This is a genomic window from Endobacterium panacihumi (genome assembly GCF_050847465.1).
Taxonomy (GTDB): Bacteria; Pseudomonadota; Alphaproteobacteria; order Rhizobiales; family Rhizobiaceae; genus Neorhizobium; species Neorhizobium panacihumi.
Genome location: NZ_JBOZRA010000004.1, coordinates 118,354 through 144,583 on the forward strand (window position 1 = coordinate 118,354; position 26,230 = coordinate 144,583).

Below are 26,230 nucleotides of genomic sequence, written 5' to 3' on the forward strand. Positions count from 1 at the left end.
CCGCTCCCAACGCGGGTTCCAGCCGCGGATCTCATTTTCAAACGCAATTGGGAGGGAGACATTGTGACCCAAATTGCAGACATGCCGGCACAGGCGGCTCAACCAAGGAAAAGTGTAGACGTCAAACGTATCGTTCAGGTCGGCGCAGGCAATGCGCTCGAAATCTACGATTTTATGATTTATGGCTATTACGCCCGATATATTGCCCAGACTTATTTTCCAAGCGACAACGAATATGTGTCGCTGATGATGTCCCTGATGACATTTGCCTTCGGCTTCCTCGCTCGACCGGTTGGCGCGATCGTGCTCGGCGCCTACACCGACCGCCATGGCCGCCGCAAGGGTCTGATCATGGCGCTTTCGCTCATGTCGATCGGCATCATTGCCGTCGCCTTGACCCCGTCCTATGCCTCGATCGGCATCGCTGCTCCGATCATCGTTCTCTTCGGCCGCCTGCTACAGGGCTTTTCCGCCGGTGCAGAACTCGGTGGCGTCGTGGTCTACCTCGCTGAAATCGCACCGCCCAAGCGCCGGGCCTTCTATACGAGTTGGCAGGCCGGGTCGCAGCAGTTTGCCGTCATGACAGCTTCGATCACCGGGCTGGTGCTGCTCTGGACGATGGCACCCGACGACCTGCACAGTTGGGGTTGGAGAATCCCGTTGCTGATTGGTTGCGCGGTCATTCCGGTCATGTTCTGGCTGCGGTCCAGCCTTCAGGAAACCGAGGTTTTCGCCAAGAAGAAAAAGGCCCCGACCGTTCGTGAGATCTGCACGAGCCTGACCACCGGTTGGCGCGTCATCCTCACCTGCATGGGTATGGTTGCCATGGCAACCGTCACGGCGCAGACCGTTACGACATACGCCCCGACCTTCATCAAAAGCCTGAACCTCGGTGAATCCGCCGGTTTCATCACGCTGTTCTTCGTCGGCCTGACCATGCTGATCTTCCTGCCGACCATGGGCATCGTTGCGGACCGTGTGAACCGCAAGAAAATGCTGGTCATCGTCACCATCACCGCTGCGATCACCGCCTATCCGCTGCTTTCGTGGCTGGCGGATGGACCGACCGTTTTCAAGTTCGTGGTTTTCGAACTCTGGTTCTCCTTCATCTATGCCTCCTATAGCGCAGTGCAGGTGGCCACCATGGTTGAACTTGTTCCGGCACATGCCAGAACGGCGGGTTACTCCTTCGCGCAGGCGGTGGCGGCCGCCGTGCTCGGCGGCTTTACCCCGGCAATCCTCGCCTGGCTGACACATACATTCGAAAGCAACGCCATGGTCGGCGTGTGGCTGACGATCAATGCTCTGATCAGCCTGACTGCCGTGCTGACATTGGACGGCAAAAAGGTTGGCGAGGCGCAAAGTGCCGAGTTCCATTAGGGAACTCGCGTTTTCCGCGCCGGGCACTTCCCCCGTCCGGCGCGGAAATTTCACACAGACCTCCTCGCGGCCACTCCGGCCGTGCCATGAATACGGATAGGATAACCACATGAAAATCATCGTGCTGGACGGGTTCACACTGAACCCGGGCGATATTTCCTGGGCCGGGCTGGAAGATCTGGGCGAAGTCACCGTCTACGACCGCACACCGGAGGAACTCACAGTGGAGCGGATCGGTGATGCGGATGCCATCTTCACGAACAAGACGGTCATCTCCAGAGATATTCTGGAACAGTGCCCCGACCTGCGATTCATCGGTGTTCTCGCGACCGGCTATAATGTGGTCGATATCGATGCGGCGAAGGTAAAGGGCATCCCCGTCTGCAACGTGCCGACATACGGCACCATGTCGGTCGCCCAGTTCGCAACCGCCCTGCTGCTCGAACTCTGCCATCAGGTCGGACGCCACAGTCAGTCTGCTCGCTCCGGCCAATGGGCCAAGGGTGAAGACTGGTGTTACTGGCTCAACCCACTGTTCGAGTTGCACGGTAAGAACCTGGGCATCATTGGTTTTGGCCGTATCGGTCAGGCCTTTGGGCGTATCGGCCAGGCACTCGGCATGAATATCATCGCCCATGACAGCTATCGCGACAAAAACCTTGAAAGCGACAGGCTGCGTTACGCAGACCTCAATGAACTCTATGCCGAGGCGGACGTCATCAGCCTGCATTGCCCCCTCTTCGCCGATAATGTCGGCATGATCAACACGGCGGCAATTTCAAGAATGAAGCCGGGTGTCTTTCTGATCAATACGTCGCGTGGCCCGCTCATCAACGAACAGGACCTTGCAGACGCCCTCAACCAGGACCGCATTGCCGGTGCCGGGCTAGATGTTCTCTCATCGGAGCCACCCGCAGCCGACAACCCTTTGCTGACTGCCAAAAACTGCATTGTTACGCCGCATATCGCATGGGCCGCGCGTGAACCGCGCATGCGCATCATGGCAACTGCGGTCGAAAATCTGCGCGCCTTCATCGGTGGCAAAGCGCAGAACGTGGTCAACGCCTAGAAGGCATTTTCATTCCGACCTTTTCCAACCGTCCATTTTCACGATTCACCGGACAGACAAATGACAATACACAACCCGATCGAACAAGCCGCCGCACGCGTGCGGCAAGCCTATGAAAACCGCAGTTTCTGCGCGCCCGTCCGAGACCTTTTGGGTGACAACGATCTCACCGCCGGCTACGCGGTCAACCAGTTCAACAGCGATTACTGGCGGCGCCAGGGACGTCGCGCGGTCGGGCGCAAGATCGCTCTTTCTTCCAAGGCCGTGCAGCAGCAGATGGGAGTCAACCAGCCGACCTATGGCATGCTGTTTGCCGATATGTGCCTCGCCGAAGGCGTTTCCATCGACGCGACGCCTTACGGGCAATTGAAACTGGAAACCGAAATCGCGCTCGTGCTGGAACGCCCGCTTGAAAGGGCAAAACATACGGTTGCGGACATTATCAGCGCAGTCGCTTATGCGGTGCCAGCCTTCGAAATCGTCACCAGCCGCTTCAACTGGGATGTCAAACCGACCGACTTCGTGGCGGACAACTCCAACGGCTGCCTTTTCACGCTTGGCTCCCAACCACGCAAGCTTTCCGATTTCGACATCCTGCGTTGCAAGATGCGAACGACGCTGCGCGGCGAAGAGGTTTCTGTCGGTTCGGCGGCGGCGTGTTACGGCAATCCGCTCAACGCAATGATCTGGCTAGCCGATACGCTCGCTGCTGCCGGCCAGCCGCTTCAGTCAGGCGATGTGGTGATGACCGGATCGCTCGGCCCGATGGCTATGATCACCGCCGGAGACGTATTCGAGGCGGAAATCGAAGGTCTCGGCCCCATCAGCCTCGCATTCGATCCCGGCTGAATTTCAGTAGACACAAAAGACGTCAAGGGGCGTGTGCCCGCCCCTGCCGAGGACGGCTGGCGCTCGACTGCGCCGGCACGATCGGCGCGAACCGGCACGCGATGAACAGGAGGATACCATGAGCATTTTGATCAACCCGCTCAAACGCGCGCTCCAGGCCGGCAAGCTGCAGATCGGTCTGTTCAGCCAACTCGGCAATCCGGTAACCGTTGAAATGATCGCCGGATCCGGCTTCGACTGGATCGGCATCGATACGGAACACGGACCGACCGATCTGGTGGCACTGTATTCGCAACTGCAGGCGTGTGGTGCGGCGAACGGCGTGACGTCGCCGGCTGTGCGCCTACCATCCAATGACCGTATCCTCATCAAGCAATACCTCGATATCGGTGTGCAGAACATCATCATTCCGCAGGTCGATACGGCCGAACAGGCTCGTGCGATCGTCTGGGAAACACGCTATGCGCCGCGCGGCGGACGTGGTTATTGCGGAGCGCCGCGGGCGTCCAATTTTGGCCGCATCAAGGATTATCCCTTCAAATCGGCAGAGGAAATCTGCGTCATCGTACAGCCGGAGTCGATGAAGGCGATTGAAAACCTGGAAGCGGTGGCCGAGGTGGACGGCGTCGATTGCTTCTTCTTCGGACCCGGTGATCTTTCTGCCGATATGGGCTATCTGCATCAGGCTACGCATCCGGAAGTCGTCAAGGTGCTGGAATCCGCCGCCAAACGCGTCCGCGCCGCCGGGAAGGCAGCCGGCATCATTTGCCCCAATGAAGAGCTTTGCCGCCATTACATCGATGTCGGTTTCAACTTCGTCGAGGTGGGCTCGGATCAGGGTATCCTTGTGCGTGGGGCGGACGATCTCGCCGCCAAATTCATGCCGCTGACTCAGGAAATGAAACCGCACAACGTCCTGCAGTCAGCGTAAAGCATCGTGGTTCGACAGCCGGGGATATCGCTGGCCTTTCCTGATGTCGGAAGGCCGGCGCTTTGCTGGGCTATGTCGGACTGTGTCGTGGAGCGAACAACACAGTTCCCAACATCATAACAGCTCTGAATCAAAAACGGTGATCGCGGCACAGTTTCAATCCAGTATCACCGCCAAAAAATCGTCGCCGTACCGCTTGAACTTCGTCTCGCCCACCCCGGCAATGTTCAGCATCTCGCGTTCGCTCGAGGGACGTTCCCGCGCGAAAGCCACCAGCGTTGTATCGGGAAAAACCATATAGGGCGCGATGCCTGCATCCTTGGAAATCTCCAGACGCAGCTTGCGAAGCCGTTCGAACAGAACGGCTTCCACCTCCGAAAGTCCTGCCCGGCTATTGGCGCCAGCGCTTGATGACCGGGCCGCCTTGCGGTCGGCGCGCGTCTTGTCCTTGCGGAAAATCACCTGGCAGCGTTTCTTGAACACGTCGGCGGCACTTTCACGCAGCACCACGGCACCAAAGTTGGCGTGGTCTATGCCGATGTGATCGAAGGCCAGCAACTGCCGGAAAACCGATTGCCAGGTCTGCACCGAATGTTCGCGTCCGGCACCGAAGACCGGAAAGTCCGTATGTCCGAATTTTTCCGTCTTGTCGGTTACCTTGCCGATCAGCACATCGATCAGATGACCGGTACCAAAACGCTCGCCCGTCCTGTAAACCGCTGCCAGCGCCTTGATGGCCGCATCGGTGCCGTCCCATTGTTCCACCGGTTGGCGGCAGGTATCGCAATTGCCGCAGGCCTGGCTATGGCGCTCGCCGAAATGCGAAAGGATGGCGGTGCGTCGACAGCCCGCTGTCTCGCATATGGCCAGCAGGGCATTCAGCTTTGCCCGTTCGATGCGCTTTGTTTCGTCGGACGACTCCTCGTTCTCCTCAATCATCCGATGACGTTGCACGATGTCCTGCATGCTGTAGGTCATGAACGTGGAGGATGGCAGGCCATCGCGGCCGGCACGCCCGGTTTCCTGATAATAACCCTCCACCGAGGACGGAAGGTCGAGATGTGCGACGTAACGTACATTGGGCTTGTTGATGCCCATGCCGAAAGCGACCGTCGCCACGAGGCAAAGCCCTTCCTCCATGCGAAAGGCTTCCTGAACTTCCGCTTTAACGTCAGGATCAAGGCGCGCATGATAATACCGAGCGCGAAAGCCCTGTTCATTCAACCAGTTACAGGTCTCTTCTACCTTGTTGCGTGAAAGGCAGTAGACAATGCCGCTTTCACCCTTAAATCTGCTCAGAAATTCAAGCAGTTGCGCGCGCCCGTTCGAGCGTTCGACGATCTCGTAATAGATATTGGGACGATCGAAACTGTCGACGAACACATCCGCCTGACCGAGGTCGAGAAGCCGAATGATGTCCTCACGTGTATGCGGGTCGGCGGTCGCGGTGAGTGCTATGCGCGGCACACCGGGAAAGAGCGTTTTCAGATTGCCGAGCGCCAGATAGTCCTTTCGGAAATTGTTACCCCAGGTGCTGACACAGTGGCATTCATCTACACAGATCAACGACACGCGCGCTCGGCCAAGCATGGTCTGAAAGGACGGCAGGACGATGCGTTCGGGGGTCACATAAAGCAGTTTCAACGTCCCGGCGGAGACTTGGCGCCGCACGTCGGCATTCTGTTCATCACTCTGCGACGATGAAAGGCAGGCCGCCGCAACGCCCAGCGCCTTCAGATCCTCCACCTGATCATGCATCAGGGCCACCAGCGGTGACACGACAATGGTCAGACCGTCGAGGCAGAGCGCAGGGATCTGGAAGCAGAGGGATTTTCCTTTGCCGGTCGGGAAAAGAACGAGAGCGTCCCCGCCACGCAGGACGGTTTCGATGACCTCTTCCTGCTGCCCGCGAAAGGATTTGTAACCCCAGACCTGTTCGAGCGCTTGTTTGGGATTGGCATAAGGGCTTTGCATGGGGCTCTCGTTTCAAGACGTCGGCGGCGGCATTGCGGGGGCGGCGGCATCGATGCTCTCGCGCGTCTCAGGAGATGGCACTCTGAAGACTCGCCGCCACAAACTGTGGTCTCGATCTATATCGCCTTCGGCGTGGTGGCAAACATGCCGACCTATTTGCCGCTGTTGCTTCTGAAAAAACGACTGCAACCGGAAGATACGCAGAGTTGCGAAATGCGCGCGACGTGTCAATAAATATGCTGCCGAATCTGCCTGGGGAGGAGTTCGCATTGCTCGAGATGAAAACGGATGTCGTGGTGATCGGCGGCGGGCTTGCCGGCCTCGTTGCAGTCTGCGAACTGGTTGAACGAGGGCGCAAGGTCATCCTGCTGGAACAGGAGCCGCCGGCAAGCCTGGGAGGTCAGGCCTTCTGGTCGCTTGGCGGCCTGTTCATGGTGAACACACCCGAACAGCGACGCCTCGGCATTCGCGACAATTATGATCTCGCGCTTCAGGACTGGGTCGGCTCTGCCGGTTTCGACCGCACCGAAGATCACTGGCCGCGATTATGGGCGCAGGCCTACCTGCAATTTGCCGCTGGCGAGATGCACCGCTGGCTGCATGGTCTCGGCATGCGCTGGTTTCCGATCGTCGGCTGGGCTGAACGGGGTGGCGGGCTTGCGGGCGATCACGGCAATTCTGTCCCGCGCTTTCATATGACGTGGGGGACCGGCCCCGGAACGCTTGCGCCATTTCTGAAGCGGGTTCTGGCGGCACAAGATGACGGCCTTGTCGATATCAGGCACCGCCACAGGGTGACTGCCCTGCAGATGACAACAGGTTCCGTCACCGGCGTTATCGGCGAAGTGCTCGCACCTTGCAACGTTGTCCGTGGAAGGCCCTCGAACCGGGACGTCTTGAAAAATTTCGAGATCGACGCATCCGCCGTGATCATCGCGAGCGGCGGCATCGGCGGCAATGAGGCGCTGGTGCGGCGCAACTGGCCCACGGATCGCCTCGGCGATCCACCCAAAACAATGGTCTGCGGCGTGCCGCAGCATGTCGATGGGTTGATGCTCAATCATGCGACCGCAGCCGGAGCACGGATGATCAATACGGATCGCATGTGGCATTATACCGAAGGGCTCAAGAACTGGGATCCGATCTGGCCGAACCACGGCATCCGCATTCTGCCCGGCCCGTCCTCCATGTGGTTAGATGCCGCCGGCAATCGGCTTCCGTTGCCCGCCCTGCCCGGCTTCGATTCGCTGGGAACGCTGAAGGAACTGTGTTCACGCGGTCATGCGCATTCTTGGTTCGTGACCACGCAAAAAATCATCAAGAAGGAATTTGCACTCTCCGGCTCGGAACAGAACCCGGACTTGACTGGCAAAGACATTCGACTTTTGCTGAAAAGCCGTCTTGGCAAAACCGCAACACCACCTCTGGAAGCTTTCAAGAAGCACGGCGAGGATTTTGTCGTGGCCGACACACTCGAAGCTTTGGTCGAGGGCATGAACAAGATCGGCGAATGCCAGATCTCGCTGGATCACCTGCAAGCGCAGATCGAGGCGCGCGACCGCGAACTGCAAAACGGGTTTGCCAAGGATCTGCAGATCGTCGCGATACGGCAGGCGCGCGCCTATATCGGCGACCGGTTGATGCGGACGGCCAAACCGCACCGCATCCGCGACCCGAAAGCGGGGCCGTTGATCGCTGTGCGCCTGCACATATTGACGCGCAAGACATTGGGCGGACTGGAAACGGATCTCGACGGGCAGGTTTTTGGCAAGAACGGCGGGCCGTTGACAGGTCTTTACGCCTGCGGCGAAGCAGCCGGCTTCGGCGGTGGCGGTTATCATGGTTATCGTGCGCTGGAAGGCACGTTTCTCGGCGGCTGCATCTTTTCAGGCAGAGCGGCCGGTCGCGCGGCCTGAGTGCAACGAAAGCTCCGCCGTCCGCTTATCCGGACGGCGGAATTGTGGCTTTATTCGCCAGCCGGAATCTCCGGCTTTGCATAAGGCCATTTCCAGTCCCGGATTTCTGGCATGTCGTCGCCGTATTCGTGGACATAAGCCTTGTGCGCAGCCAGCTTTTCCTTGAGCGTTTGGATCAGCCCTGCTGCCTTTTCCTTCAATGCCGGCAAGCGTTCGATCGCCTCGATCGCCAGGTGGAAGCGATCGAGTTCGTTCATCACCGCCATGTCGAACGGTGTGGTCGTCGTGCCTTCCTCGACAAAACCGCGGACATGGAAATTCCGGTGGTTGGTCCGCTTATAGACCAGTCGGTGGATCAGATACGGATAGCCGTGATAGGCAAAGACCACCGGGCGGTCCTTGGTGAAGATGTCGTCGAACATCTCGTCGGAAATACCGTGCGGATGATGCTGCGGCGATTGCAGCGCCATCAGGTTGACCACATTGACGACGCGGATACGCAGATGCGGCAGGATCTGGCGCAGGTAATCGACCGCCGCGAGTGTCTCCATGGTCGGCACGTCACCGGCGCAGGCCATGACGATATCCGGGTCAAGTCCTTCTTCCGTGCCCGCCCATTCCCATATGCCGATGCCCGCCTTGCAATGAACCTCCGCTTCTTCGATCGTCAGCCATTGTGGTTCCGGCTGCTTGCCGGCAACGATGACGTTCACGCGGTCCCAGGTTTTCAGGCAATGATCGCCAATGACCAGCAGGGTGTTGGCATCCGGCGGCAGATAGACGCGGACGATATCGGAACTCTTGTTGGCGACGAGATCGATAAAACCCGGATCCTGATGCGAGAAGCCGTTGTGATCCTGCCGCCAGACATGGGATGTCAACAGGTAATTGAGTGACGAGATGGGCTTGCGCCAAGGCAAATGGCTGGAAACCTTGATCCACTTGGCATGCTGGTTGAACATCGAGTCGATGATATGGATGAAGGCTTCGTAGCATGAGAAAAAGCCGTGACGGCCGGTGAGCAGATAACCTTCCAGCCAGCCCTGGCACATGTGCTCACTCAACACTTCCATCACCCGGCCTTCCGGCGCGAGGTGATCGTCGCTATCGAGCGTTTCGGCCATCCATACCTTGTCGGTGGCTTCGAACACGCTGCCGAGACGGTTGGACGCGGTCTCGTCCGGTCCAAAAATGCGAAAGTTCTTTTCCTCGGCGTTGTAGCGAATGACGTCGCGCAGATAGTCGCCGAGAATTTTTGTTGATTGTGTTTCGACGCTGCCTGGAGACGGAACCGCAACCGCATAATCGCGGTAGTCCGGCGTTTTCAGTTCACGACGCAGAAGTCCGCCATTGGCATGCGGGTTTGCCCCCATGCGCCGGTCGCCGCGTGGCGCGAGCGCCTTCAGTTCCGGCTTCAGCTTGCCGTCCGGATCGAACAGATCTTCCGGATCATAACTGCGCATCCACTCCTCGAGAATGCGGCGATGCTCTGCATCTTCCCGGCAGCTTGCGACCGGAACCTGGTGGGCACGCCAATGGCCTTCCACCTTCTTGCCATCGACCACTTTCGGGCCTGTCCAGCCCTTGGGGCTGCGCAGGATGATCATCGGCCAGCGGGGGCGTTCCGATGCATCCGTTTCCGCATGCGCCTTGATGGCGGCGATCCGTTCGAACACGGTGTCGAGCGTACCGGCCATCAGCGGATGCATGAGTTGCGGATCATCACCTTCCACGAAGAAAGGCTCATAACCATAGCCCTTGAACAGGTGTTCGAGTTCCTCATCCGAAAGGCGGGCCAGCACGGTCGGATTGGCGATCTTGTAGCCGTTCAGATGCAGAATGGGCAGAACGACGCCATCGCTTGCGGGATTGAGGAATTTGTTGGAATGCCAAGCGGTGGCCAGCGGACCGGTTTCCGCTTCGCCATCCCCTACCACGCAGGCAACCACGAGATCGGGATTGTCGAAGGCAGCCCCGAAAGCATGCACCAGCGCATAACCGAGTTCACCGCCCTCATGAATAGAGCCGGGAGTTTCCGGCGCGACGTGACTTGGAACACCACCGGGGAAGGAAAACTGCCGGAACAGCTTTAGCATGCCGTCTTCGTCTTCGCCGATCTGCGGATAGATTTCCGAATAAGACCCCTCAAGGTAGGTATTGGCCACCATACCCGGTCCGCCGTGTCCCGGCCCGCAGATATAGATGATATTGGCGTCACGCGCCTTGATGATACGGTTGAGATGGGCGTAGATGAAATTGAGCCCGGGCGTTGTGCCCCAGTGGCCAAGAAGGCGCGGTTTGACATCCTCGGCCTTAAGCGGCTCCTTCAAGAGAGCATTGGCCAAAAGATAAATCTGGCCAACGGACAGGTAATTTGCTGCGCGCCAGTACCGGTCGATCAGGGAAATATCGCGATCATCGAGCGGGGCGGCGGTAATATGCGTTGTGGCAACGTTCATAAATTATCCTCCTGCAGGCCCCTCCCGATCGCCTTGAAGGCATCAGTTCTGATAGGCCCATGGGAAGGCTACGCAACCCAAAAAACCGAGTCAATATTCTCTTTCGGTCTTGATCATGATCAAAATAAATCGATTTAATTCATTTGGCGCCACAAATCAGCAAACAACGAATTGCGGAAGTCGTAAAATTCAATCGCAGCCGAATGGGAACGTACTAAATAGGTAAATAATCGAATTTAATCATGATCAATATTGATTTCTAATTATTGCGATTGAAATAAATATTGAAGTTATGGAAATATATTATTGGCATTTATTTATAAAAGCGACCAGCGAATGTCTTTATCGCTGAATTCTTGAAAAGCAGCCGCATGCGGTCGTTCGTCGCATGACAGGTCCAGCAAGGTTGCCGCCGATTGGCGCTTGCCAATTCATCGGCGGCGATTGCCGCAATCTTTGGCATGCGTCACATTGCCGGGTCGCCATCCCTGTGGCGACTGTCCATCATAGGCAGGTCAGTGCGTCCCGTATGGGACGTCATCATCCACGGAGATCGACATGACAGTTCGTCCGCCGGGGAATTTTGGAAATTTCGATCCGACAAAAAGTGGCCTTGCCACCCTTGAATATGAATTGATGGCAGAGCGCGCCCATGCGCTCGGACGCCATGGCCAAGCCGTAGAGATGGCAATTGCCGCACTCAACGCGGGCGAAAGCAAAGCGCTGAAAACGGCAGAAATCGAGCGCCTGATCGATGCTGCTTCCGAAGCCGTGTGGGGCTTCTTCGTCCATAGGGAAACCTGCGGGCTTCATAATGGCGAGGACGTCATCAAGGAGTATGGTATTCCGGGCAAGGTTCTCGCGCGCCTTGGTGCAAGGCCACGCCAGCACCCTGCCTGACACCGGAGTTACGGGTCGGCATTCATCAGTCGCTGCTGTTCCGGCTCATCAAATGCCAAAAGTCCGCCATTCCGATTGCGTTTCACGCGGTTCACGTGGTCGCGCGGACTGATGCCGGTCGTGCGCCGGAACATGCGCGAGAAGTAATAGGGATCGCCATAACCGACTTCGGCTGCCACCATCGCAACCGCCATCCCCGTCTCAAGCAGGTGCATCGCACGCTCCATGCGCTTGAGTTCCTGATATTTTCGCGGCGTCTGCCCCACTCTCTTTTTGAATTCTCGCAGAAAATAGTCGGCATTGAACGGCGAGGCATCCACAGCCCTCTCGGCAACATCCGAATCGAGTGGATTGGCAGAGATCATCGCGACTGCCTTCATAACGGCAAGATCGAGCGCATCCGCGCCTTCGGCCTGATATGTCGCCCGGTCCTGCCAGCGAACAAAGGCATCCTCGATATAGGCGATCAATAGATACATGAAGAGATGGTGCTGCCCGAGCGTGATCGATGACGGCGGTGCGGTCTGACGGTACTGGCGCACCAGCGGCCCGAGGAGCGCCCATTTCTTCAGCCGCACCTTCTGCCGCAGCTCCATCTGCGCAATCAGGTCGTGATTGCCGTAGATATCGAGCGTGAAATGCTGGGCAATGCCGGTATAGGCTTCCGGCCCGTGGTTCCAGCCGCGAAACCGCTGCCCGCGCCGTATGAGCATCGCATCCCCCGGCTCCATCACATACCGCTCGCCCTCGATCACGTAATGGCCACGTCCCTCGAGACAGATCACCAGATCTTCCACGGGGTTGGTCTTGTCGATCCTCCAGACCTTGGAATGCTGCATGCGGATGGTCGCGCGCGTCAGCTCCAGTGCCAGCGCGGATGGCGCAATACTGGAAAGAATCCCACCTTCGATTTCGTCCATCTTTTTTCCCATGTTTGTTTATTCATTCTGGGACGAAAATCCAATTATGTCACGAGGATTACAGCTCAAACGAGCAAATTGATCTTTGTTTAGATTGATAGCTAAGTGCATGACGCATAACAGCCTTGCACTTTCTGGCTGGAGGAGGAATTGAATTTGCACAAAAACGAATTTGCCCCGGCGGGGTGGCTTTTGCCGCCCGGAGGCGTCACATGAAGTCACAGCGTTTTATGGGATACGCCTATCTGGCGCCGTATCTGGTCGGCCTGATCATTTTCACGACCATACCTTTTTTGACATCGCTTTATCTCAGCTTCACCAGTTACGATCTGATGAGCAGCCCGCAATGGACCGGGCTTTCCAATTACGAAAGACTTTTCACCCGCGACCGTACTTTTGACAAATCCCTGACTGTCACGTTGATCTACGTGTTCAGCACCGTGCCTCTGAAGCTCGCCTTCGCGCTCTTCATCGCGGCGATCCTGAATTACAAGTTGAAATTCATCAACGTTTTCCGCACGGCCTTTTACGTGCCCTCGATCCTCGGCGGATCGATCGCCATCGCCGTTCTGTGGCGCTACCTGTTCTCCACCGAAGGCCTCGTCAACATGGCGATCGCCATGCTCGGCTTCGGCCCGGTGGACTGGTTCGGCGATCCAACCAATGCGCTCTTCACCATCACGCTTCTGCGCTGCTGGCAGTTCGGCTCGGCCATGGTGATCTTCCTCGCCGCCCTGCAGTCGATCGACAAGTCGCTCTATGAAGCCGCTTCCATCGACGGTGCCGGCAAGGTCACGACTTTCATCTTCGTCACTCTGCCACTTTTGACGCCAGTCATCTTCTTCAATCTCGTCATGCAGATGGTCCAGGCGTTCCAAGAGTTCAATGGTCCCTACATCATTACCCAGGGCGGCCCGCTGAAATCCACCTATCTCCTACCCCTCTACATCTACGAGGAGGCCTTCAAGAAGTTCAACATGGGCTACGCCTCGGCGATCGCCTGGGTGCTCTTCGCCATCATCATGGTCCTCACGCTCGTGGCCTTCTGGTCCTCGAAGAAGTGGGTCTATTACGCCGGCGACAAAAGGAGCTAAGCCATGACCGACATCCATTTGTCCAACACATCTGTCCATACCGCCGACGAAGCTGCGGCCGCGAAGCGGGCCCGCATGGACCTCATCTCATCGGTCGTCCGCTACGCGCTTCTCTTCGGTGTCGGCTTCCTGATGCTCTACCCGCTGATCTGGCTGGTGGGCGCCAGCTTCAAGACCAATTCGGAAATCTTTGCCGGTGCAGGCTTCTTGCCGGAAACGCCGACACTTGAAGGTTATGTCCAGGGCTGGCAGACGTCCACGCCTTACACATTCGGCAGGTTCTTCTGGAACTCGTTCCTTATCATCCTGCCAAAAGTCATCGGTACGGCAATTTCGTGCACGATGGTCGCTTACGCCTTCGCGCGCTTCGATTTTCCGTTCAAGAAGATCCTGTTCGGATCGGTCATCGCCGTCCTGCTTTTGCCCAACGTTGTCACCCGAATTCCGCAATACATCCTGTTTCGGGATCTCGGCTGGTTAGACAGCTTTCTGCCGCTCTGGGTGCCGTCGGCACTCGCCGGCGATGCTTTCTTCGTCTTCATGCTCGTGCAGTTCCTGCGCTCGCTTCCGACGGATATGGAAGAGGCCGCTCGCGTCGATGGCGCAAACAGCCTGCAGACGCTCGTCTTCATCGTCGTTCCCATGCTTGGACCGGCACTGGTTTCGGTCTGCCTGTTCCAGTTCATGTGGACGATGAACGATTTTCTCGGGCCGCTGATCTACATTTCGTCGGTCGACAAATACCCCGTGAGCCTCGCGCTCAAACTCTCAATCGATACAACCGAAGCCTTCGAATGGAACCGCATCCTGGCGATGTCGGTGCTCACCATCACACCTGCGCTCGTCGTGTTTTTTGCCGCGCAGCGTTATTTCATCGAAGGGATTTCTGCGGGAGGCAGGAAAGGCTGACATGGCAAACGTTCAACTGAAAAACCTCGACAAAGTCTACAACAAGACCAACAAAGTCGTTCACGGCATCAACCTCGACATTCAGGATGGCGAATTCATGGTGCTGGTCGGACCATCCGGCTGCGCCAAATCGACGACACTGCGCATGATTGCCGGTCTGGAAGATATTACCGGCGGCGACGTCATCATCGGTGGCCAGCGGGTCAACGACCTGACACCGAGCAAACGGCAGATCGCCATGGTGTTCCAGAACTATGCGCTTTATCCGCATATGAAGGTGCGCGGCAATCTCTCCTTCGGCTTGCGCATTGCAGGCCGACCCAAGGCAGAAATCAATGCGGCGGTCGACAAGGTCGCGGCCATTCTGGAAATCGAACCGCTGCTGGACCGCCTGCCGAAACAGCTTTCGGGCGGTCAGGCACAGCGTGTCGCGCTCGGCCGCGCCTTGATCAAGAACCCAGGCGTTTTCCTGTTCGACGAACCGCTGTCGAACCTTGATGCCAAACTGCGTGCTTCCATGCGCGTTCGCATCACCGACCTGCACCGCCAGCTGAAAGCGGAGGGCAGTTCGCCCACCGTGGTCTACGTCACCCACGACCAGACGGAAGCGATGACCATGGGCGACCGCATCTGCGTCATGCAGGCCGGGCGCATCATGCAGGTTGCCACGCCGAAGGAACTCTACAACGCTCCAGCCAATCTGTTCGTGGCCGGGTTCATCGGCACGCCGGAGATGAACCTCGTCGATGGCGCGATGGAAGGCGGTGAATTCGTCATGGGTGGCCAGCGCCTGGCGCTCGGCACCGAATTGACGGCCCGGCTTTCGGGTCAGCCGGGTGAAGCTGTTCTCGGTATTCGACCGCAGCAGTTCTCTCTGGTCTCCGAGGGACCGGCTCTGCAGGCCAAACTCGTCAATGCCGAGTTCATGGGCCATGAGGTCTACATGCACGCCGATTGTGAGGGACGCCGCCTGATCAGCGTTGTCGGCGCCGCGGAATTCGAGGCACGCGGACAGTCGGATGTGATCCGTCTGCGCCCGGACCCGAAGACACTTCACATTTTCGATAAATCGGACGGTCGTAACGTTTCTCTGCAGGCAAGCAGCAGCATCGCGGCCTAGTTTCAACGAGGAGGAAGACAGATGAAGGGCATTTTAAAAACATCGATGATCATGGCCGGCACGGCACTTGGTCTCATCGCCATGGCACCGTCGGCAGGAGCGGCGGAATTGCGCATGTCATGGTGGGGCGGTGAAAGCCGCCACGTGGCGACCCAGAAGGCCATCGCCGCCTGCGGTGCCAAATATGGCCACACCGTGAAGGGCGAATTTACCGGCTTCGACGGCTATCTCGAAAAGCTGACCACGCAGATGGCCGGCAAGACAGAAGCAGACATCATCCAGGTCAACTGGCCGTGGCTGCCGCTGTTTTCCAAGGATGGCAAGGGTTTTGCCGATCTGCGCACGCTGAAGGACATAGACCTTTCGAACTGGACCGAGGGAGATCTGCAGTCGGGTTCCACGAATGGCGTCTTGCAGGGTCTGTCCGTCTCCACGAGCGGTCGCGTATTCTTCTTCAACACGACGACGCTTGAAAAGGCTGGCGTGGCGGTCCCGACAACCTGGGACGAATTCTTTGCAATGACAAAGACGGTCAAAGAAAAGCTTGGTCCAGATTATTACACATTCAACGCAGTCAAGGAGACGGCGCATCTTCTGGTGACGCTTGCCGTGACGCAGGCGACCGGCAAGGGCATGGTAGACGCCAAAACCAATCGCGTTGCCTGGACGCCTGAGGAACTGGCCGCCGGCATCGGGTTCCTCGGCAAGCTCGTGGAAACCGGCGCGATCCGCTCGCAGAAGCAGGAAGCGGCGGACGGCAACGTCAACCTCTTCGAAAAGCCGGCCTGGTCGGAAGGCAAGATCGCCGGTTCCTACGAATGGGATTCCACCTATTCGAAATATGCCGACCCATTGAAGGAAGGCCAGGTTCTGAAGCCGGTGCCGATGCTGAAGATGACCGACGGTAAATCCGAAGGTGTTTTCCGCAAACCGTCGATGGTCTTTTCCATCTCGAAGAACTCGAAAAACCCGGAGGCAGCAGCGCAGATCACAAATTGCCTGCTGAATGAACCGGAAGGCATCGATGTCCTCGGCACCTCGCGCGGCATTCCGGCATCCAAGGCCGCGATGGCACGACTGACCAATGCAGGCGAGCCGGAAGTTCGGGAAGCCAATGCCATCGTCATGGCCTCTGAAGGCCCGACGATTTCGCCGTTCGACGAAAACCCCGTCATCCGCGGCATCATCATCGATACGCTTGAAGAATACGCCTACGAGCAACTCGACGAGCAGGAAGCAGCCGAACAGATCATCGAGGGCGTCAACGACGCACTTGCCAAGTTCGACTGATCGCGACCGACACCAGCCACCCGGACGGATTGAGATAAGGCCGGGTGGCTGACCACCACACAAGAGAGCCAAAATGTACAAAGTCATTCCAGTTGCGATCTCCGCACGGATCGCGGCCATGAGACTGTCTGTGCCCGGCGCACGCCATGCACTGCCGCGTCCCCTGCCCTGGCGGTTGTTCCGGGCTGGATCGGATGACGCGGTTCAGCACGGAACTGCTGAGAAAGCCGTAACACTTGTCGATATGCTTGAACCCTCCACGAACTATCGTTTCGAGGTAGACGGTTTCGAGAACCTGAATTTTCACACCGCTACTTGCGCCGGTCTCATTCATGCCGCCGATTACGGGCTCATTGCCGATGCGGCGCTGACGGATCTGGCCGCGGCCAAAAGCAACGCGGACCGGCTGGGCACCGCACTGGCGAACGTTCCGGTCGGAGGCACGCTTCATATCGGTCCCGGCGTATGGACCACATTTCCTCTGGCCTTGCGCAGCGACATGACGTTGCATCTGGCCGCGGGGGCGGTCATGCGTGCGCCAAGCCTGAGAGAGGGATGGCCGGTCCTTCCCGCACGTGATGCAGCCGGGAGGATGCTCGGAAGCTGGGAAGGGCTGCCCGACGCCTGTTTTGCCGCTCCGGTTCACGCCATCAGCGCCGAACGACTGGTGATCGAAGGCAGAGGCGTGCTGGATGGATCGGGTGACGCCGGTGACTGGTGGACTTGGCCGAAGGAAACACGCAACGGCGCGCGGCGTCCCCGCGGACTGCACCTGATCGATTGCCGAGATGTGACCCTGCTCGGCTTCACCATCCGCAATGCGCCGTCATGGACCGTGCATCCGCAAGGTTGCGACAGGCTGGCGGCGATCGGGCTGCACATTCAGGCCCCGCATGACAGTCCCAACACCGATGGTTTCGACCCCGAAGGCTGCACCGATGTGTTGATCGAAGGCGTGCGTTTTTCAGTCGGCGACGATTGTATTGCGATCAAGGCCGGCAAACGCGGCGGCAAAGGGGAAGCAGGTCACCTGCGTGAGACACGTGGCGTCACGGTGCGCCATTGCCTGATGGAGCGCGGCCATGGCGGTGTCGTCATCGGCTCGGAAATGTCCGGCGGTGTGCATGACGTGACGGTCGAGGACTGCGACATGACCGGCACAGACCGCGGCTTGCGCATCAAAACCCGACGCGGTCGTGGCGGCGCCATCACCCATATCATCATGCGCCGGGTCAAGATGGATGGCGTGCTGGTGCCGCTTTCCGCCAATGCCCATTATTGCTGCGATGCGGATGGGCACGCCGACTGGGTGCAATCGCGTGCACCTGCGCCAGTCGTTGAGGGCACGCCGCAGATCGATGGCATCCTTGTCGAAGACGTCGATGTGCATGGTCTTGCCTTGGCCGCCGGCGTTTTCCTCGGTCTGCCGGAAATGCCCATCCGCAACATTCGCATCCGCGGGCTGCGCATCCATTCGACCGATCCTGCGGCCACACCCATGCCGCCGATCATGGCGGATCACGTCCGTGCGATGCGTCACGAAGCTATTCTTTGCGAACACGCCGAGATCGATTGCGACGACTCCGCGCTTCTTTCGCCCGATTCCATCTCAACCTCCAACGTATTGGCAGCGTCATGACACCTACCGATTATTTCGACCATTATTGCAGCCGTTACGAGGCCTACAAAAACGGCGCCTGGTGCTATGAAGATGGCTGCATCTATCGCGGGCTCGAACTGCTCTATAAGGCAACCTCCGAAAAGCGTTGGCTCGACCACCTTCTCCGCCTCATTTCCCCGCAACTCGGTCCCGATGGCAGCCTTGCCGGCTACACGCCGGATGAGTTCAACATCGACAACATCCTGCCCGGACGCGCGCTGATCTTCCTCGGTCGAGAAATCGGTGACCCGCGCTATATGGCAGCAGCCAAACGGCTGATAGGCCAGCTCGATGCTCATCCGCGCATTCCGGCCGGAAACTATTGGCACAAAAAGCGCTACCACTCTCAAGTCTGGCTGGATGGCCTCTACATGGGACTGCCCTTCCAGGTGGAATATGCGCTTGCAACGGGCGAAACACCGCGCATCAGCGATGCGCTGCAGCAGATGGCGACGGCACTTGCGCTGACCGCGATCGGCGGCGGCCTGCATGTCCACGGTTATGATGACAGTCGCGTCGAAAAATGGGCAGATCCGGTCACCGGCAAATCTCCGGCGGTGTGGGCACGTGCCATGGGTTGGCAGGCAATGGCGCTTGTCGACATTCTGGCCGCTTTGCCGGACGACCAGGCGACATCGGCGCTGAGGAAGCAGACCGGCCAAATCCTGCTTGCTGTCGCCGACCGACAGCAGAGATCCGGCCTGTGGTCCCAGGTCCTCGACGCGCCGGATCTCTCCGGGAACTATGACGAGACATCCGCATCGGCCATGTTTGCCTATGCGCTTCTGGCCGCAGAAAATCTCCATCTGACCGTGGGCGAAGAACGGAGGCTTGCGGCCGCCGGTGCAAAGGCGGCAAGCGCCCTTATCGATACGCGACTTATTGCCGAAGATGGTGAAACACGTCTCACCGGAATTTGCCAGGTCGCGGGCCTCGGCCCGTTCAATGGCCGCTATCGCGACGGTTCACCCGCATATTATCTGACGGAAGAGGTGGTCGCAGATGATGCGAAGGGTGTCGGGCCATTCATGATGGCCTATGCGCAAGCCATTATGTCGCCCCAGGATCAGGTTGCGCCGGAACGGCACTTCGCATCTAACTAGCATCGCGATCCCGCACACCGGAACGCTTCTGAAAATCTCGCTTCGCGCCTCAAAGGCTCGCTCGGAGCGCGGTATCCACTGAGCCTTGCCGTTGAGCGGCATGCCGTAATTCACTTATGGCGCCGGGTCGCTCACCGCAGACAGCATCACGGAATGCGCAGCCTTGGGAGGCGGGCATGTCTAGAAAGGTAATCGAATGACCAACACGTTTTCACTCCACCCGGATCGGCTTTTTCCCGATGCCCCCGCCACAAGAGAGATTGCGCGCAGCCTTTATGCCAAGGTCGCCAATCTGCCGATCATCAGCCCGCACGGCCATACCGAACCATCCTGGTTTGCCGACAATGCGCCCTTCGGTGATCCGTCCAGCCTTTTCATCATTCCCGACCACTACGTCCACCGCATGCTCTACAGCCAGGGAATACGGCTCGAAAACCTCGGCATCCCGACCATCGACGGTACTGCGGTCGAGACCGACAAGCGCAAGATCTGGCGGATCTTTGCGGAAAACTTTCACCTGTTCCGCGGCACGCCATCCTGGCTTTGGCTTGGGCATGCTTTCACAGAAGTGTTCGGCATCAAGGAAAAGCTGACCGCTGAGAGCGCCGACCGTTTCTACGATCATATTTCCGAAGCGCTGCAGCAGCCGGAATTCCTGCCACGTGCGCTTTACGAGCGTTTCAACATCGAAGTGATTGCCACGACGGAGAGCGCACTGGACGACCTGCGCCATCACCGTAAGCTGGCGGCAAGTGGCTGGAAAGGCCGTGTCGTTTCGGCGTTCCGCCCGGACGCCGTCGTTGATCCGGAATTTCCGAATTTCGCCAAAAACATCGCCGAACTGGGCCGCATCGCCGGTGCCGATGTCTCGACATTTGCGGGCTATCTCGCCGCCCTGCAGAACCGCCGCCAGTATTTCAAGGATTTCGCGGGCTGCACCTCGACCGACCACGGCCACGCAACGGCCCGCACTGAAAATCTGTCCGAGGAAAACGCGAACGCTCTTTACCAGCGTGTGATCAGCGGCGCGGTTTCTCCGGCCGATGCCGAGACGTTCCGCGGTCAGATGCTGACGGAAATGGCGAAGATGAGCGTGACGGACGGCCTCGTCATGCAGATTCACCCCGGCGCATGGCGCGACCACAACCATCAGATTTTTGCACGTTACGGCAAGGACAAGGGCGCGGACATTCCCAAGGCCACAGACTATGTCGGCAACCTCAAGCCGCTGCTCGATCGTTTCGGCAATGATCCGCGCCTGACGGTCATCCTGTTCACACTGGACGAAACGGCCTATGCCCGTGAACTGGCGCCACTTGCCGGCCACTATCCCGCCCTGAAACTCGGTCCCGCGTGGTGGTTCCATGACAGCCCGGAAGGCATCCGCCGGTATCGCGAGCAGGTGACGGAGACGGCCGGCTTCTACAACACGGTCGGCTTCAACGACGATACCCGCGCATTCCTATCGATCCCGGCCCGCCACGATGTGGCTCGCCGCATCGATTGCGGTTTCCTGGCACGGCTTGTTGCTGAACATCGCCTTGAGATCGAAGACGCCCATGAACTGGCCTGGGAACTCGCCTATAATCTGGCCAAGACCGCCTACAAACTCTGATCGGCGGCCAAAATCTTATCCGCGCTCCATGTGGAGCGCGGGCCTTCGCGTATCCGGCATCGTCCATTTCACCCGTCGAATTCGACGTGGAAATGAACCGGAAAAGGTGTGCCCTGCTGGTCTATCTGTCCCCTTGCCCCCTCAGCACGGCGAAGGCCTTTTCTGGCCAACAGCGGCTTCAATATGCCGGGAATCGTCACACGATTGAGATAGGCGCCGAAGCAGGCATGCAGACCGGATCCCCAGAGCATATAGGTTTCCCAAGGTCGGTCGGTGCGAAACGCATTGGCATGAGGAATGACAAGGGGGTCGAACATCGCCGAAAGATTTGATGCAAACACCATTGTGCCCTTGCGGATGTGCCGCGCCCGTAACGTGCCGCCGGCCACAACACTGTCGCGCAAGGCGCGACGATAGATCACCGGATTGAGCGGCCGGAAACGCAAGGCCTCGAACACATGCGCCGCCAGTGCCGCATCGTCCCCCGCACGGGCCGCACGACAGGCTCCAGCCAATGCGTGTGGCCGGTCCAGCAGTTCGTCGAGGGCAAGGTTGACGCAGGCGGATGTCGTCGGCAACTCGCCAATCAGCAGACCGATCAGGTTATCACGGATATTCCTATCGCTCATTCCCGGCAAACCGCCAGCCTGCATGGCGAGACAGCGCCCAAGCACATCATCGCGGTGATCGCCGGAAGCCTTGCGCGCCGCAATCAACTCATCCAGCCATTCGCGAAAGGCAATGGCCACCGCCGTTGCTTTCCTGTCGAGCGCCGTATCGGCCTTGAGATCGATGAAGAGGTACCAGAACAGTGTCGTGGTCCAGTCGGCGATATCGGTTTCGGAAGGCCCCGGCGTTCCAAAATAATGATCGAGCAACCGCGCCGCTGTCGGCAAGCTAAGTGCTTGCGGCACATCGATTTTTCCGGGTTCGCTGTCGACCAGAGATCTGGCAGTGGCTTCGACAAAAGGCGTCACGATGGTCGCGACATCTTCCCGACGGACAGCGAGGCGCATGTTGGAAACATCGCGTGTGTAACGCGGGGTATTCTGCATGCCGAGGAAAAAGTTCTCGCCGCCGGTAATCATTTCCATGCGCGGCGCATAAACCACGCCGAAATCATCATCACGCGACAGAACATCGATCACATCCTCACGCCGCGTGACCGCGGCGGTGCCTTGGTTGGCATAGGCGACGACCAGTTGGCGTTTCAGCACCAGATTGGGTTGGACCAGCCGCAGGACCGCAAAGGCCCGGCGCTGAGACGCCGTTGCCGTCAACGCAGCGCCTATGCGGCTGGCAATCGGACCCTTGCCATTCAGCAGCGCCCCAATCACGCTGCCGACCAGCATCACGAATGCCGCAAGACCTTGGCCGACGAGCAGACAACGTCGCCAGATCGCGACGGGCAGATTGAGCAACCAAAACACGATCCTGTCCCTCGCCTCCAATTCAAAACATCAGGTGGGGTCGATAATGCCCATGCCGATCAGCCGAAGTGACGTCATGCTCGGCACGAAGAAATAATCGCCGCCGCGCGGCTCCACCAGTTGCGGCAGCCGATCGCAAATGAACGGGCGCCGCCCGGATGCGGGATCGGTGGTGATGACCATCTTGTGGTTGTCACCTTCCAGATGGTTGCCGAGGATCGGGCAGGTATCGCTGCCGGCATTAAAATCCAACCCGTAATGGATCCATTGCTGCTGCACGAACTCGAACTGCCGGAAGAGATTGGTACAGATCGCCAGGAAAATGATTCCGTGTTCGCCGCCGTCGCCGGGCGCGTTGCGATCATATTGCCCGTATGGCAGGCCGCGCCGCAAAATACGTCGACGGTTCACCAGCGCCGAGCCGTCGCCGCCCTTCAAATCTGCAGAACTAGCAAGCGGATCGAGCATGTCTCGCGGGTTGGCACGCCGCAGGTGCGACGTGACCGGACAGGTATTGCCGGCCGGATCGGACCGATAGGTGAAATTGGTGAATTCGAGAGCGATCTGTGCCAGCTTCGCCTTGTCCTCGTTCTTGCGGGCTTTTTCCAGTTCGGCGTTGAATTTCTGCCAGTCGGCAAAGGTTGGTGCAGCCATCAGGGGCACACCATCCTCCCAGCGTCCGACCAGTTTCGCGCGAACGGTTTCGGTGCCTTCTTCGATGTCGACATCGCAATAGCGTGCATAACGCGCGCCCTGATCGGCAATATAACTTTCGAAACTGCCGACATTCTCATGCAGCTTGCGATAGGCCATGAATGTGCCGTTGCGGCTGAATTCGATCGGCATGGCAGCCCCCGGGACTTCCTGCCCCTCGTCCGCATAACCGAGCAGGAATTCACCGGTGGCAAGCGGCGCCCAGGTGCGATCAGGCATCAGCTTGCCGCCGCCGATAACGCGCAGGCGTTCTGCCTCCGGCGACATCTGACCTTCGAACACCGGGTCGCCAAAACCATCCGAGAGCTGGAAATGCTCCTTGTTGGTCGGCCACATACGGCCATTATCCTCTCGCAGAATAGCCGACATTTCCTGAAAGGCTTCGTCATGCGGGCCATTGCCGGTCAAAAGCACGACACCGCCATCCGATTGACGACAAAGCTGTTCGAGCCGTTCCGTCTCCTCGATCAGTTCTTTGACCGGCGTGCCATCTGCGTTCATCTCGGCATTCATGGACACCAGCACATGAACGCGGTTTTCGCCCCTTGAATTGCGCCAGACCGGATCGAACGTATCGAGAAACGGATCGTCGCCCAAAATGGCGGCACGCTGCTGCATGCCGTCGATGAATTCGTCCGGCATCTCCCTGAGCGTTCTCGTCGGCACACCGAGCGCCAGCAGTCCGTAGAAGGTGAAGGCGATATTGATGGCCACTTTCGGCTTGGGCAACGTCACTTCGCCCGGGTAATCGGGGACACCCTCGGCGCGCACCACGTCCTTGACGCGCGGGTTGCGCGTGCGCAGCAGCGGTTCGCCGCGATCGGGGTTTTTCCAGCGAGCCGCCGTGGTGATTTTGGGACGCAAAACCTCCACGAAGTCACGACCCTTGGCGGGATCGCGGATCGTCAGGAAAAAATAGCGCGCTTTCGGAAAACCCTGCCGCCCGTAAGCACGCAGGATACCACCCTGGATATCGGCAAGATCGAGAACCACCGTCATGCCCCCATCCCCCCGATAGTGCTGCGAATGACGCCGGGCGGCTGTGTTGGTCCCGCCAGGTCATTCGGTCGATGGTACACCAGAAACTGGCGGAATGCCGCGCCGGTTTCGGCAAGGTCCCGCCCCTGCTGCTGAATGGCGAAATCGGAAAAGACCTGCTGAAGATAAAGCGCCTTCAAAACATCGCGCAGAGAGGAATTGGGGGCAGCCGGAAAAGGCTGCGCGCCCCATCGCATGACCCGGATATAATCGATGATCAAGCCTATGATGCCCAGGAGGAGGGCAAGGCAGATCGCCATCCACCAGCCCATCTGGCCGAACATCGCAGCAATGAGCGGCAACAGGAGAAGAACGACAGGCACTGCGATCAGCGACCATTTCGACATGGACTGCAGTTGCGGCGCCCCGACCCAGTAATCATTGAAAGGCATTGTCGTTTCGAGCTGGCAGGGCAGCAGGAAATCGGCAAATCCGCTGGCATTGCGAACCTTGGAAAAACCGTAGCAGTAACGAAACACCGCCGTCAGTTCCTCCGGCATGAGCCGCCACAGTTCTTCGCAATAATCGCGCGCCGGGTCTTTGCCCTGCGGATCGAAGTCGATCATCACCAGCAAATATGGACAGGACAGCGCATCGACCGGCTGCGGATCCAGAAGATTGGTTTCGCGGATGGATGCGACGATGGCATCGCCATGATCGCGCCCGTTGAAATTGGGCTGATCAAGCACGACGATCCGGGCAAAATGGGTTCGGAGCGAGCGTGCGAAAGGGCTTTGTATGCCTATTTTTTCGCTCTCTTTCGATTGCAAGGCTGTCGGGAGGGTTTCGAGCGCCTCGCGGACCATATGAATGGGTGAGCTACGCATGCCCTCGTGCTCGACAATGCCTTTGTTCCAGACCGGCACCACCGCGGTGAGGAAATAATGACCTCCGTCCAGATTAGGCATCGGCCTTCTCCTTCTGCAAATCGACAGCTGGGACTGGCGGCGATCCGCCGGCAGATTTTTCCGGTGCCGACTCCTCGACCATGCTGTCCGATTCGACCACCGCGTCGACTGCAGCCTTGACCGCTTCGATATCGGCATCGTCAGGCGTTCGCTTTCCACGCAGATGCGCGACCTCGGGCGCAAAGGACATGGGCGTCGCTTCCGGCGGCCCGTCGCCATGCGGTCCCCATCGCTCACGCACCGCCTGGCAGCGATGCAGGTCGGCGATGGCCGTATCGCAACTGGCAATCGGCGCGTAGCCGGGCGAACCCAGACAGCCCTGCGCGACCAGAAGCACGTCCTCATAGGCGGCGGCAAGCGCCGCATCATCACCACTGTCCTTGACGGCTCGCAAGGCAGCAGCGAGTTTCAACGCCTGTTTGATGTCGCGCTGGCCGCTGCCGGGCGTCGCATTGTAATAATAACCGGTATCGACCTGATTGTTGTGGATGTAGGTCTTGAACGGCGTGATCGGGATAGAATTGGGATATTTGGTGCTCGAGTACCAGAACAGATCAAGACCGCTCGGAATGCCGTCGGCAAAGGCATCGATATACTGATCCCAGGTTCCGTTGAAATTGCTGCAGAACAGCATGTAGTCGTTTTGCAACTTTTGCGGAGGCTGCCCACACTGCGGCCACTGATCACGCCGAATGATCACCCATCGTGCGAAATGAATGAGCGAAAGTCCAAGAAGCCCCGAAAGCGTTCCGGGAAACGCACGTGAAATCATGAAGATGAAACGATTCAGCCACGTGCAGGTCGGTCGCATTGGCGTGACGACGTTCATGCCATAAGCCTTGCCGGCAACATTTGTCATATCAAAGCCCCCCGCTCCTGCAAAAAAATCTAAACCTAAAATTGCATATTCGCAACCTAAAGAAATAGCAGTTCATCATTTATCTTTTTACG

At 58.4% G+C, this 26,230-nt stretch carries 19 protein-coding genes; 13 read left to right on the forward strand and 6 right to left on the reverse strand.

Annotation, left to right across the window (positions count from 1 at the left end; translation table 11 throughout):
• Positions 1 to 63 precede the first annotated feature (63 nt).
• The 4 genes from tcuC to ACRQ1B_RS18750 all read left to right on the forward strand — a co-directional run bounded on the left by tcuC (position 64) and on the right by ACRQ1B_RS18750 (position 4,229).
• Positions 64 to 1,380, forward strand: a complete 1,317-nt coding sequence (tcuC, locus tag ACRQ1B_RS18735) for a tricarballylate/proton symporter TcuC (RefSeq protein WP_432295449.1) — start codon at positions 64 to 66, stop codon at positions 1,378 to 1,380.
• 109 nt (positions 1,381 to 1,489) lie between these two features.
• Positions 1,490 to 2,449 (forward strand): D-2-hydroxyacid dehydrogenase, encoded by a 960-nt coding sequence (locus tag ACRQ1B_RS18740; protein WP_432295450.1) that lies wholly within the window; start codon positions 1,490 to 1,492, stop codon positions 2,447 to 2,449.
• A 60-nt stretch (positions 2,450 to 2,509) separates the two neighbouring features.
• Positions 2,510 to 3,298, forward strand: coding sequence for a 2-keto-4-pentenoate hydratase (locus tag ACRQ1B_RS18745; protein WP_432295451.1), 789 nt, complete (start codon positions 2,510 to 2,512; stop codon positions 3,296 to 3,298).
• Between the two features lie 118 nt (positions 3,299 to 3,416).
• Entirely contained in the window at positions 3,417 to 4,229 is an 813-nt protein-coding gene (locus tag ACRQ1B_RS18750) for an HpcH/HpaI aldolase family protein (RefSeq protein WP_432295453.1), read from the forward strand.
• A gap of 156 nt (positions 4,230 to 4,385) precedes the next feature.
• Here ACRQ1B_RS18750 and recQ read toward each other — a convergent pair whose 3' ends face one another.
• Complete coding sequence (gene recQ, locus ACRQ1B_RS18755) at positions 4,386 to 6,203, reverse strand: DNA helicase RecQ (RefSeq protein WP_432295454.1); 1,818 nt, start codon at positions 6,201 to 6,203, stop codon at positions 4,386 to 4,388.
• A gap of 278 nt (positions 6,204 to 6,481) precedes the next feature.
• Between recQ and ACRQ1B_RS18760 the strand changes: the two genes are divergently transcribed.
• Positions 6,482 to 8,119 carry an FAD-binding dehydrogenase gene (locus ACRQ1B_RS18760; RefSeq protein WP_432295789.1) on the forward strand — a complete coding sequence of 546 codons (1,638 nt, stop codon included), beginning with the start codon at positions 6,482 to 6,484 and terminating at the stop codon, positions 8,117 to 8,119.
• Positions 8,120 to 8,169: 50 nt separating this feature from the next.
• Here the strand turns inward: ACRQ1B_RS18760 and ACRQ1B_RS18765 are convergent, their stop codons facing one another.
• Positions 8,170 to 10,578 carry a phosphoketolase family protein gene (locus tag ACRQ1B_RS18765; protein ID WP_432295456.1) on the reverse strand — a complete coding sequence of 803 codons (2,409 nt, stop codon included), beginning with the start codon at positions 10,576 to 10,578 and terminating at the stop codon, positions 8,170 to 8,172.
• Between the two features lie 558 nt (positions 10,579 to 11,136).
• Here ACRQ1B_RS18765 and ACRQ1B_RS18770 point away from each other — a divergent pair.
• Positions 11,137 to 11,478 (forward strand): DUF6665 family protein, encoded by a 342-nt coding sequence (locus tag ACRQ1B_RS18770; RefSeq protein WP_432295458.1) that lies wholly within the window; start codon positions 11,137 to 11,139, stop codon positions 11,476 to 11,478.
• 8 nt (positions 11,479 to 11,486) lie between these two features.
• Here the strand turns inward: ACRQ1B_RS18770 and ACRQ1B_RS18775 are convergent, their stop codons facing one another.
• Positions 11,487 to 12,398: a helix-turn-helix domain-containing protein gene (locus tag ACRQ1B_RS18775; protein WP_432295460.1), complete on the reverse strand. Its 912-nt coding sequence runs from the start codon at positions 12,396 to 12,398 to the stop codon at positions 11,487 to 11,489.
• A gap of 212 nt (positions 12,399 to 12,610) precedes the next feature.
• On the opposite strand from ACRQ1B_RS18775, the gene ACRQ1B_RS18780 reads away from it, so the two are divergent.
• The 7 genes from ACRQ1B_RS18780 to uxaC all read left to right on the forward strand — a co-directional run bounded on the left by ACRQ1B_RS18780 (position 12,611) and on the right by uxaC (position 21,189).
• Entirely contained in the window at positions 12,611 to 13,492 is an 882-nt protein-coding gene (locus tag ACRQ1B_RS18780; RefSeq protein ID WP_432295462.1) for a carbohydrate ABC transporter permease, read from the forward strand.
• 3 nt (positions 13,493 to 13,495) lie between these two features.
• A complete protein-coding gene (locus tag ACRQ1B_RS18785) occupies positions 13,496 to 14,401 on the forward strand; it encodes a carbohydrate ABC transporter permease (protein ID WP_432295464.1) in 906 nt (301 codons plus the stop codon).
• A gap of 1 nt (position 14,402) precedes the next feature.
• A complete protein-coding gene (locus tag ACRQ1B_RS18790) occupies positions 14,403 to 15,521 on the forward strand; it encodes an ABC transporter ATP-binding protein (protein WP_432295466.1) in 1,119 nt (372 codons plus the stop codon).
• 51 nt (positions 15,522 to 15,572) lie between these two features.
• Positions 15,573 to 16,811, forward strand: a complete 1,239-nt coding sequence (locus ACRQ1B_RS18795; protein ID WP_432295790.1) for an ABC transporter substrate-binding protein — start codon at positions 15,573 to 15,575, stop codon at positions 16,809 to 16,811.
• A gap of 73 nt (positions 16,812 to 16,884) precedes the next feature.
• Positions 16,885 to 18,450, forward strand: a complete 1,566-nt coding sequence (gene pglA / locus ACRQ1B_RS18800) for a polygalacturonase PglA (RefSeq protein WP_489753110.1) — start codon at positions 16,885 to 16,887, stop codon at positions 18,448 to 18,450.
• Positions 18,447 to 19,574, forward strand: a complete 1,128-nt coding sequence (locus ACRQ1B_RS18805) for a glycoside hydrolase family 88/105 protein (RefSeq protein WP_432295470.1) — start codon at positions 18,447 to 18,449, stop codon at positions 19,572 to 19,574. The genes pglA and ACRQ1B_RS18805 overlap by 4 nt, the downstream gene beginning before the upstream one ends.
• A 196-nt stretch (positions 19,575 to 19,770) precedes the next feature.
• Positions 19,771 to 21,189 (forward strand): glucuronate isomerase, encoded by a 1,419-nt coding sequence (uxaC, locus tag ACRQ1B_RS18810; RefSeq protein WP_432295472.1) that lies wholly within the window; start codon positions 19,771 to 19,773, stop codon positions 21,187 to 21,189.
• A 68-nt stretch (positions 21,190 to 21,257) separates the two neighbouring features.
• On the opposite strand, the gene ACRQ1B_RS18815 is transcribed toward uxaC, so the two are convergent.
• The 3 genes from ACRQ1B_RS18815 to ACRQ1B_RS18825 are packed head-to-tail and all read right to left on the reverse strand — an operon-like array spanning position 21,258 to position 25,417.
• Positions 21,258 to 22,619 carry a cytochrome P450 gene (locus tag ACRQ1B_RS18815; RefSeq protein ID WP_432295473.1) on the reverse strand — a complete coding sequence of 454 codons (1,362 nt, stop codon included), beginning with the start codon at positions 22,617 to 22,619 and terminating at the stop codon, positions 21,258 to 21,260.
• A gap of 30 nt (positions 22,620 to 22,649) precedes the next feature.
• The gene (locus tag ACRQ1B_RS18820; RefSeq protein WP_432295475.1) at positions 22,650 to 24,332 is read right to left on the reverse strand and encodes a Dyp-type peroxidase; all 1,683 of its coding nucleotides are present in this window, start codon (positions 24,330 to 24,332) and stop codon (positions 22,650 to 22,652) included.
• Positions 24,329 to 25,417 carry a hypothetical protein gene (locus ACRQ1B_RS18825; protein WP_432295476.1) on the reverse strand — a complete coding sequence of 363 codons (1,089 nt, stop codon included), beginning with the start codon at positions 25,415 to 25,417 and terminating at the stop codon, positions 24,329 to 24,331. Before ACRQ1B_RS18825 ends, ACRQ1B_RS18820 begins: the two co-directional genes overlap by 4 nt.
• Positions 25,418 to 26,230: the final 813 nt, after the last annotated feature.

Excerpts from the sequence above, each read along its gene's own strand:
- ACRQ1B_RS18740 (WP_432295450.1), top strand. The coding sequence starts at position 1,490 with ATGAAAATCATCGTGCTGGACGGGTTCACACTGAACCCGGGCGATATT.
- ACRQ1B_RS18745 (WP_432295451.1), top strand. The coding sequence starts at position 2,510 with ATGACAATACACAACCCGATCGAACAAGCCGCCGCACGCGTGCGGCAA.
- ACRQ1B_RS18750 (WP_432295453.1), top strand. The coding sequence starts at position 3,417 with ATGAGCATTTTGATCAACCCGCTCAAACGCGCGCTCCAGGCCGGCAAG.
- recQ (WP_432295454.1), bottom strand. The coding sequence starts at position 6,203 with ATGCAAAGCCCTTATGCCAATCCCAAACAAGCGCTCGAACAGGTCTGG.
- ACRQ1B_RS18760 (WP_432295789.1), top strand. The coding sequence starts at position 6,482 with ATGAAAACGGATGTCGTGGTGATCGGCGGCGGGCTTGCCGGCCTCGTT.
- ACRQ1B_RS18765 (WP_432295456.1), bottom strand. The coding sequence starts at position 10,578 with ATGAACGTTGCCACAACGCATATTACCGCCGCCCCGCTCGATGATCGC.
- ACRQ1B_RS18770 (WP_432295458.1), top strand. The coding sequence starts at position 11,137 with ATGACAGTTCGTCCGCCGGGGAATTTTGGAAATTTCGATCCGACAAAA.
- ACRQ1B_RS18775 (WP_432295460.1), bottom strand. The coding sequence starts at position 12,398 with ATGGACGAAATCGAAGGTGGGATTCTTTCCAGTATTGCGCCATCCGCG.
- ACRQ1B_RS18780 (WP_432295462.1), top strand. The coding sequence starts at position 12,611 with ATGAAGTCACAGCGTTTTATGGGATACGCCTATCTGGCGCCGTATCTG.
- ACRQ1B_RS18785 (WP_432295464.1), top strand. The coding sequence starts at position 13,496 with ATGACCGACATCCATTTGTCCAACACATCTGTCCATACCGCCGACGAA.
- ACRQ1B_RS18790 (WP_432295466.1), top strand. The coding sequence starts at position 14,403 with ATGGCAAACGTTCAACTGAAAAACCTCGACAAAGTCTACAACAAGACC.
- ACRQ1B_RS18795 (WP_432295790.1), top strand. The coding sequence starts at position 15,573 with ATGGCCGGCACGGCACTTGGTCTCATCGCCATGGCACCGTCGGCAGGA.
- pglA (WP_489753110.1), top strand. The coding sequence starts at position 16,885 with ATGTACAAAGTCATTCCAGTTGCGATCTCCGCACGGATCGCGGCCATG.
- ACRQ1B_RS18805 (WP_432295470.1), top strand. The coding sequence starts at position 18,447 with ATGACACCTACCGATTATTTCGACCATTATTGCAGCCGTTACGAGGCC.
- uxaC (WP_432295472.1), top strand. The coding sequence starts at position 19,771 with ATGACCAACACGTTTTCACTCCACCCGGATCGGCTTTTTCCCGATGCC.
- ACRQ1B_RS18820 (WP_432295475.1), bottom strand. The coding sequence starts at position 24,332 with ATGACGGTGGTTCTCGATCTTGCCGATATCCAGGGTGGTATCCTGCGT.
- ACRQ1B_RS18825 (WP_432295476.1), bottom strand. The coding sequence starts at position 25,417 with ATGCCGATATCGAAGCGGTCAAGGCTGCAGTCGACGCGGTGGTCGAAT.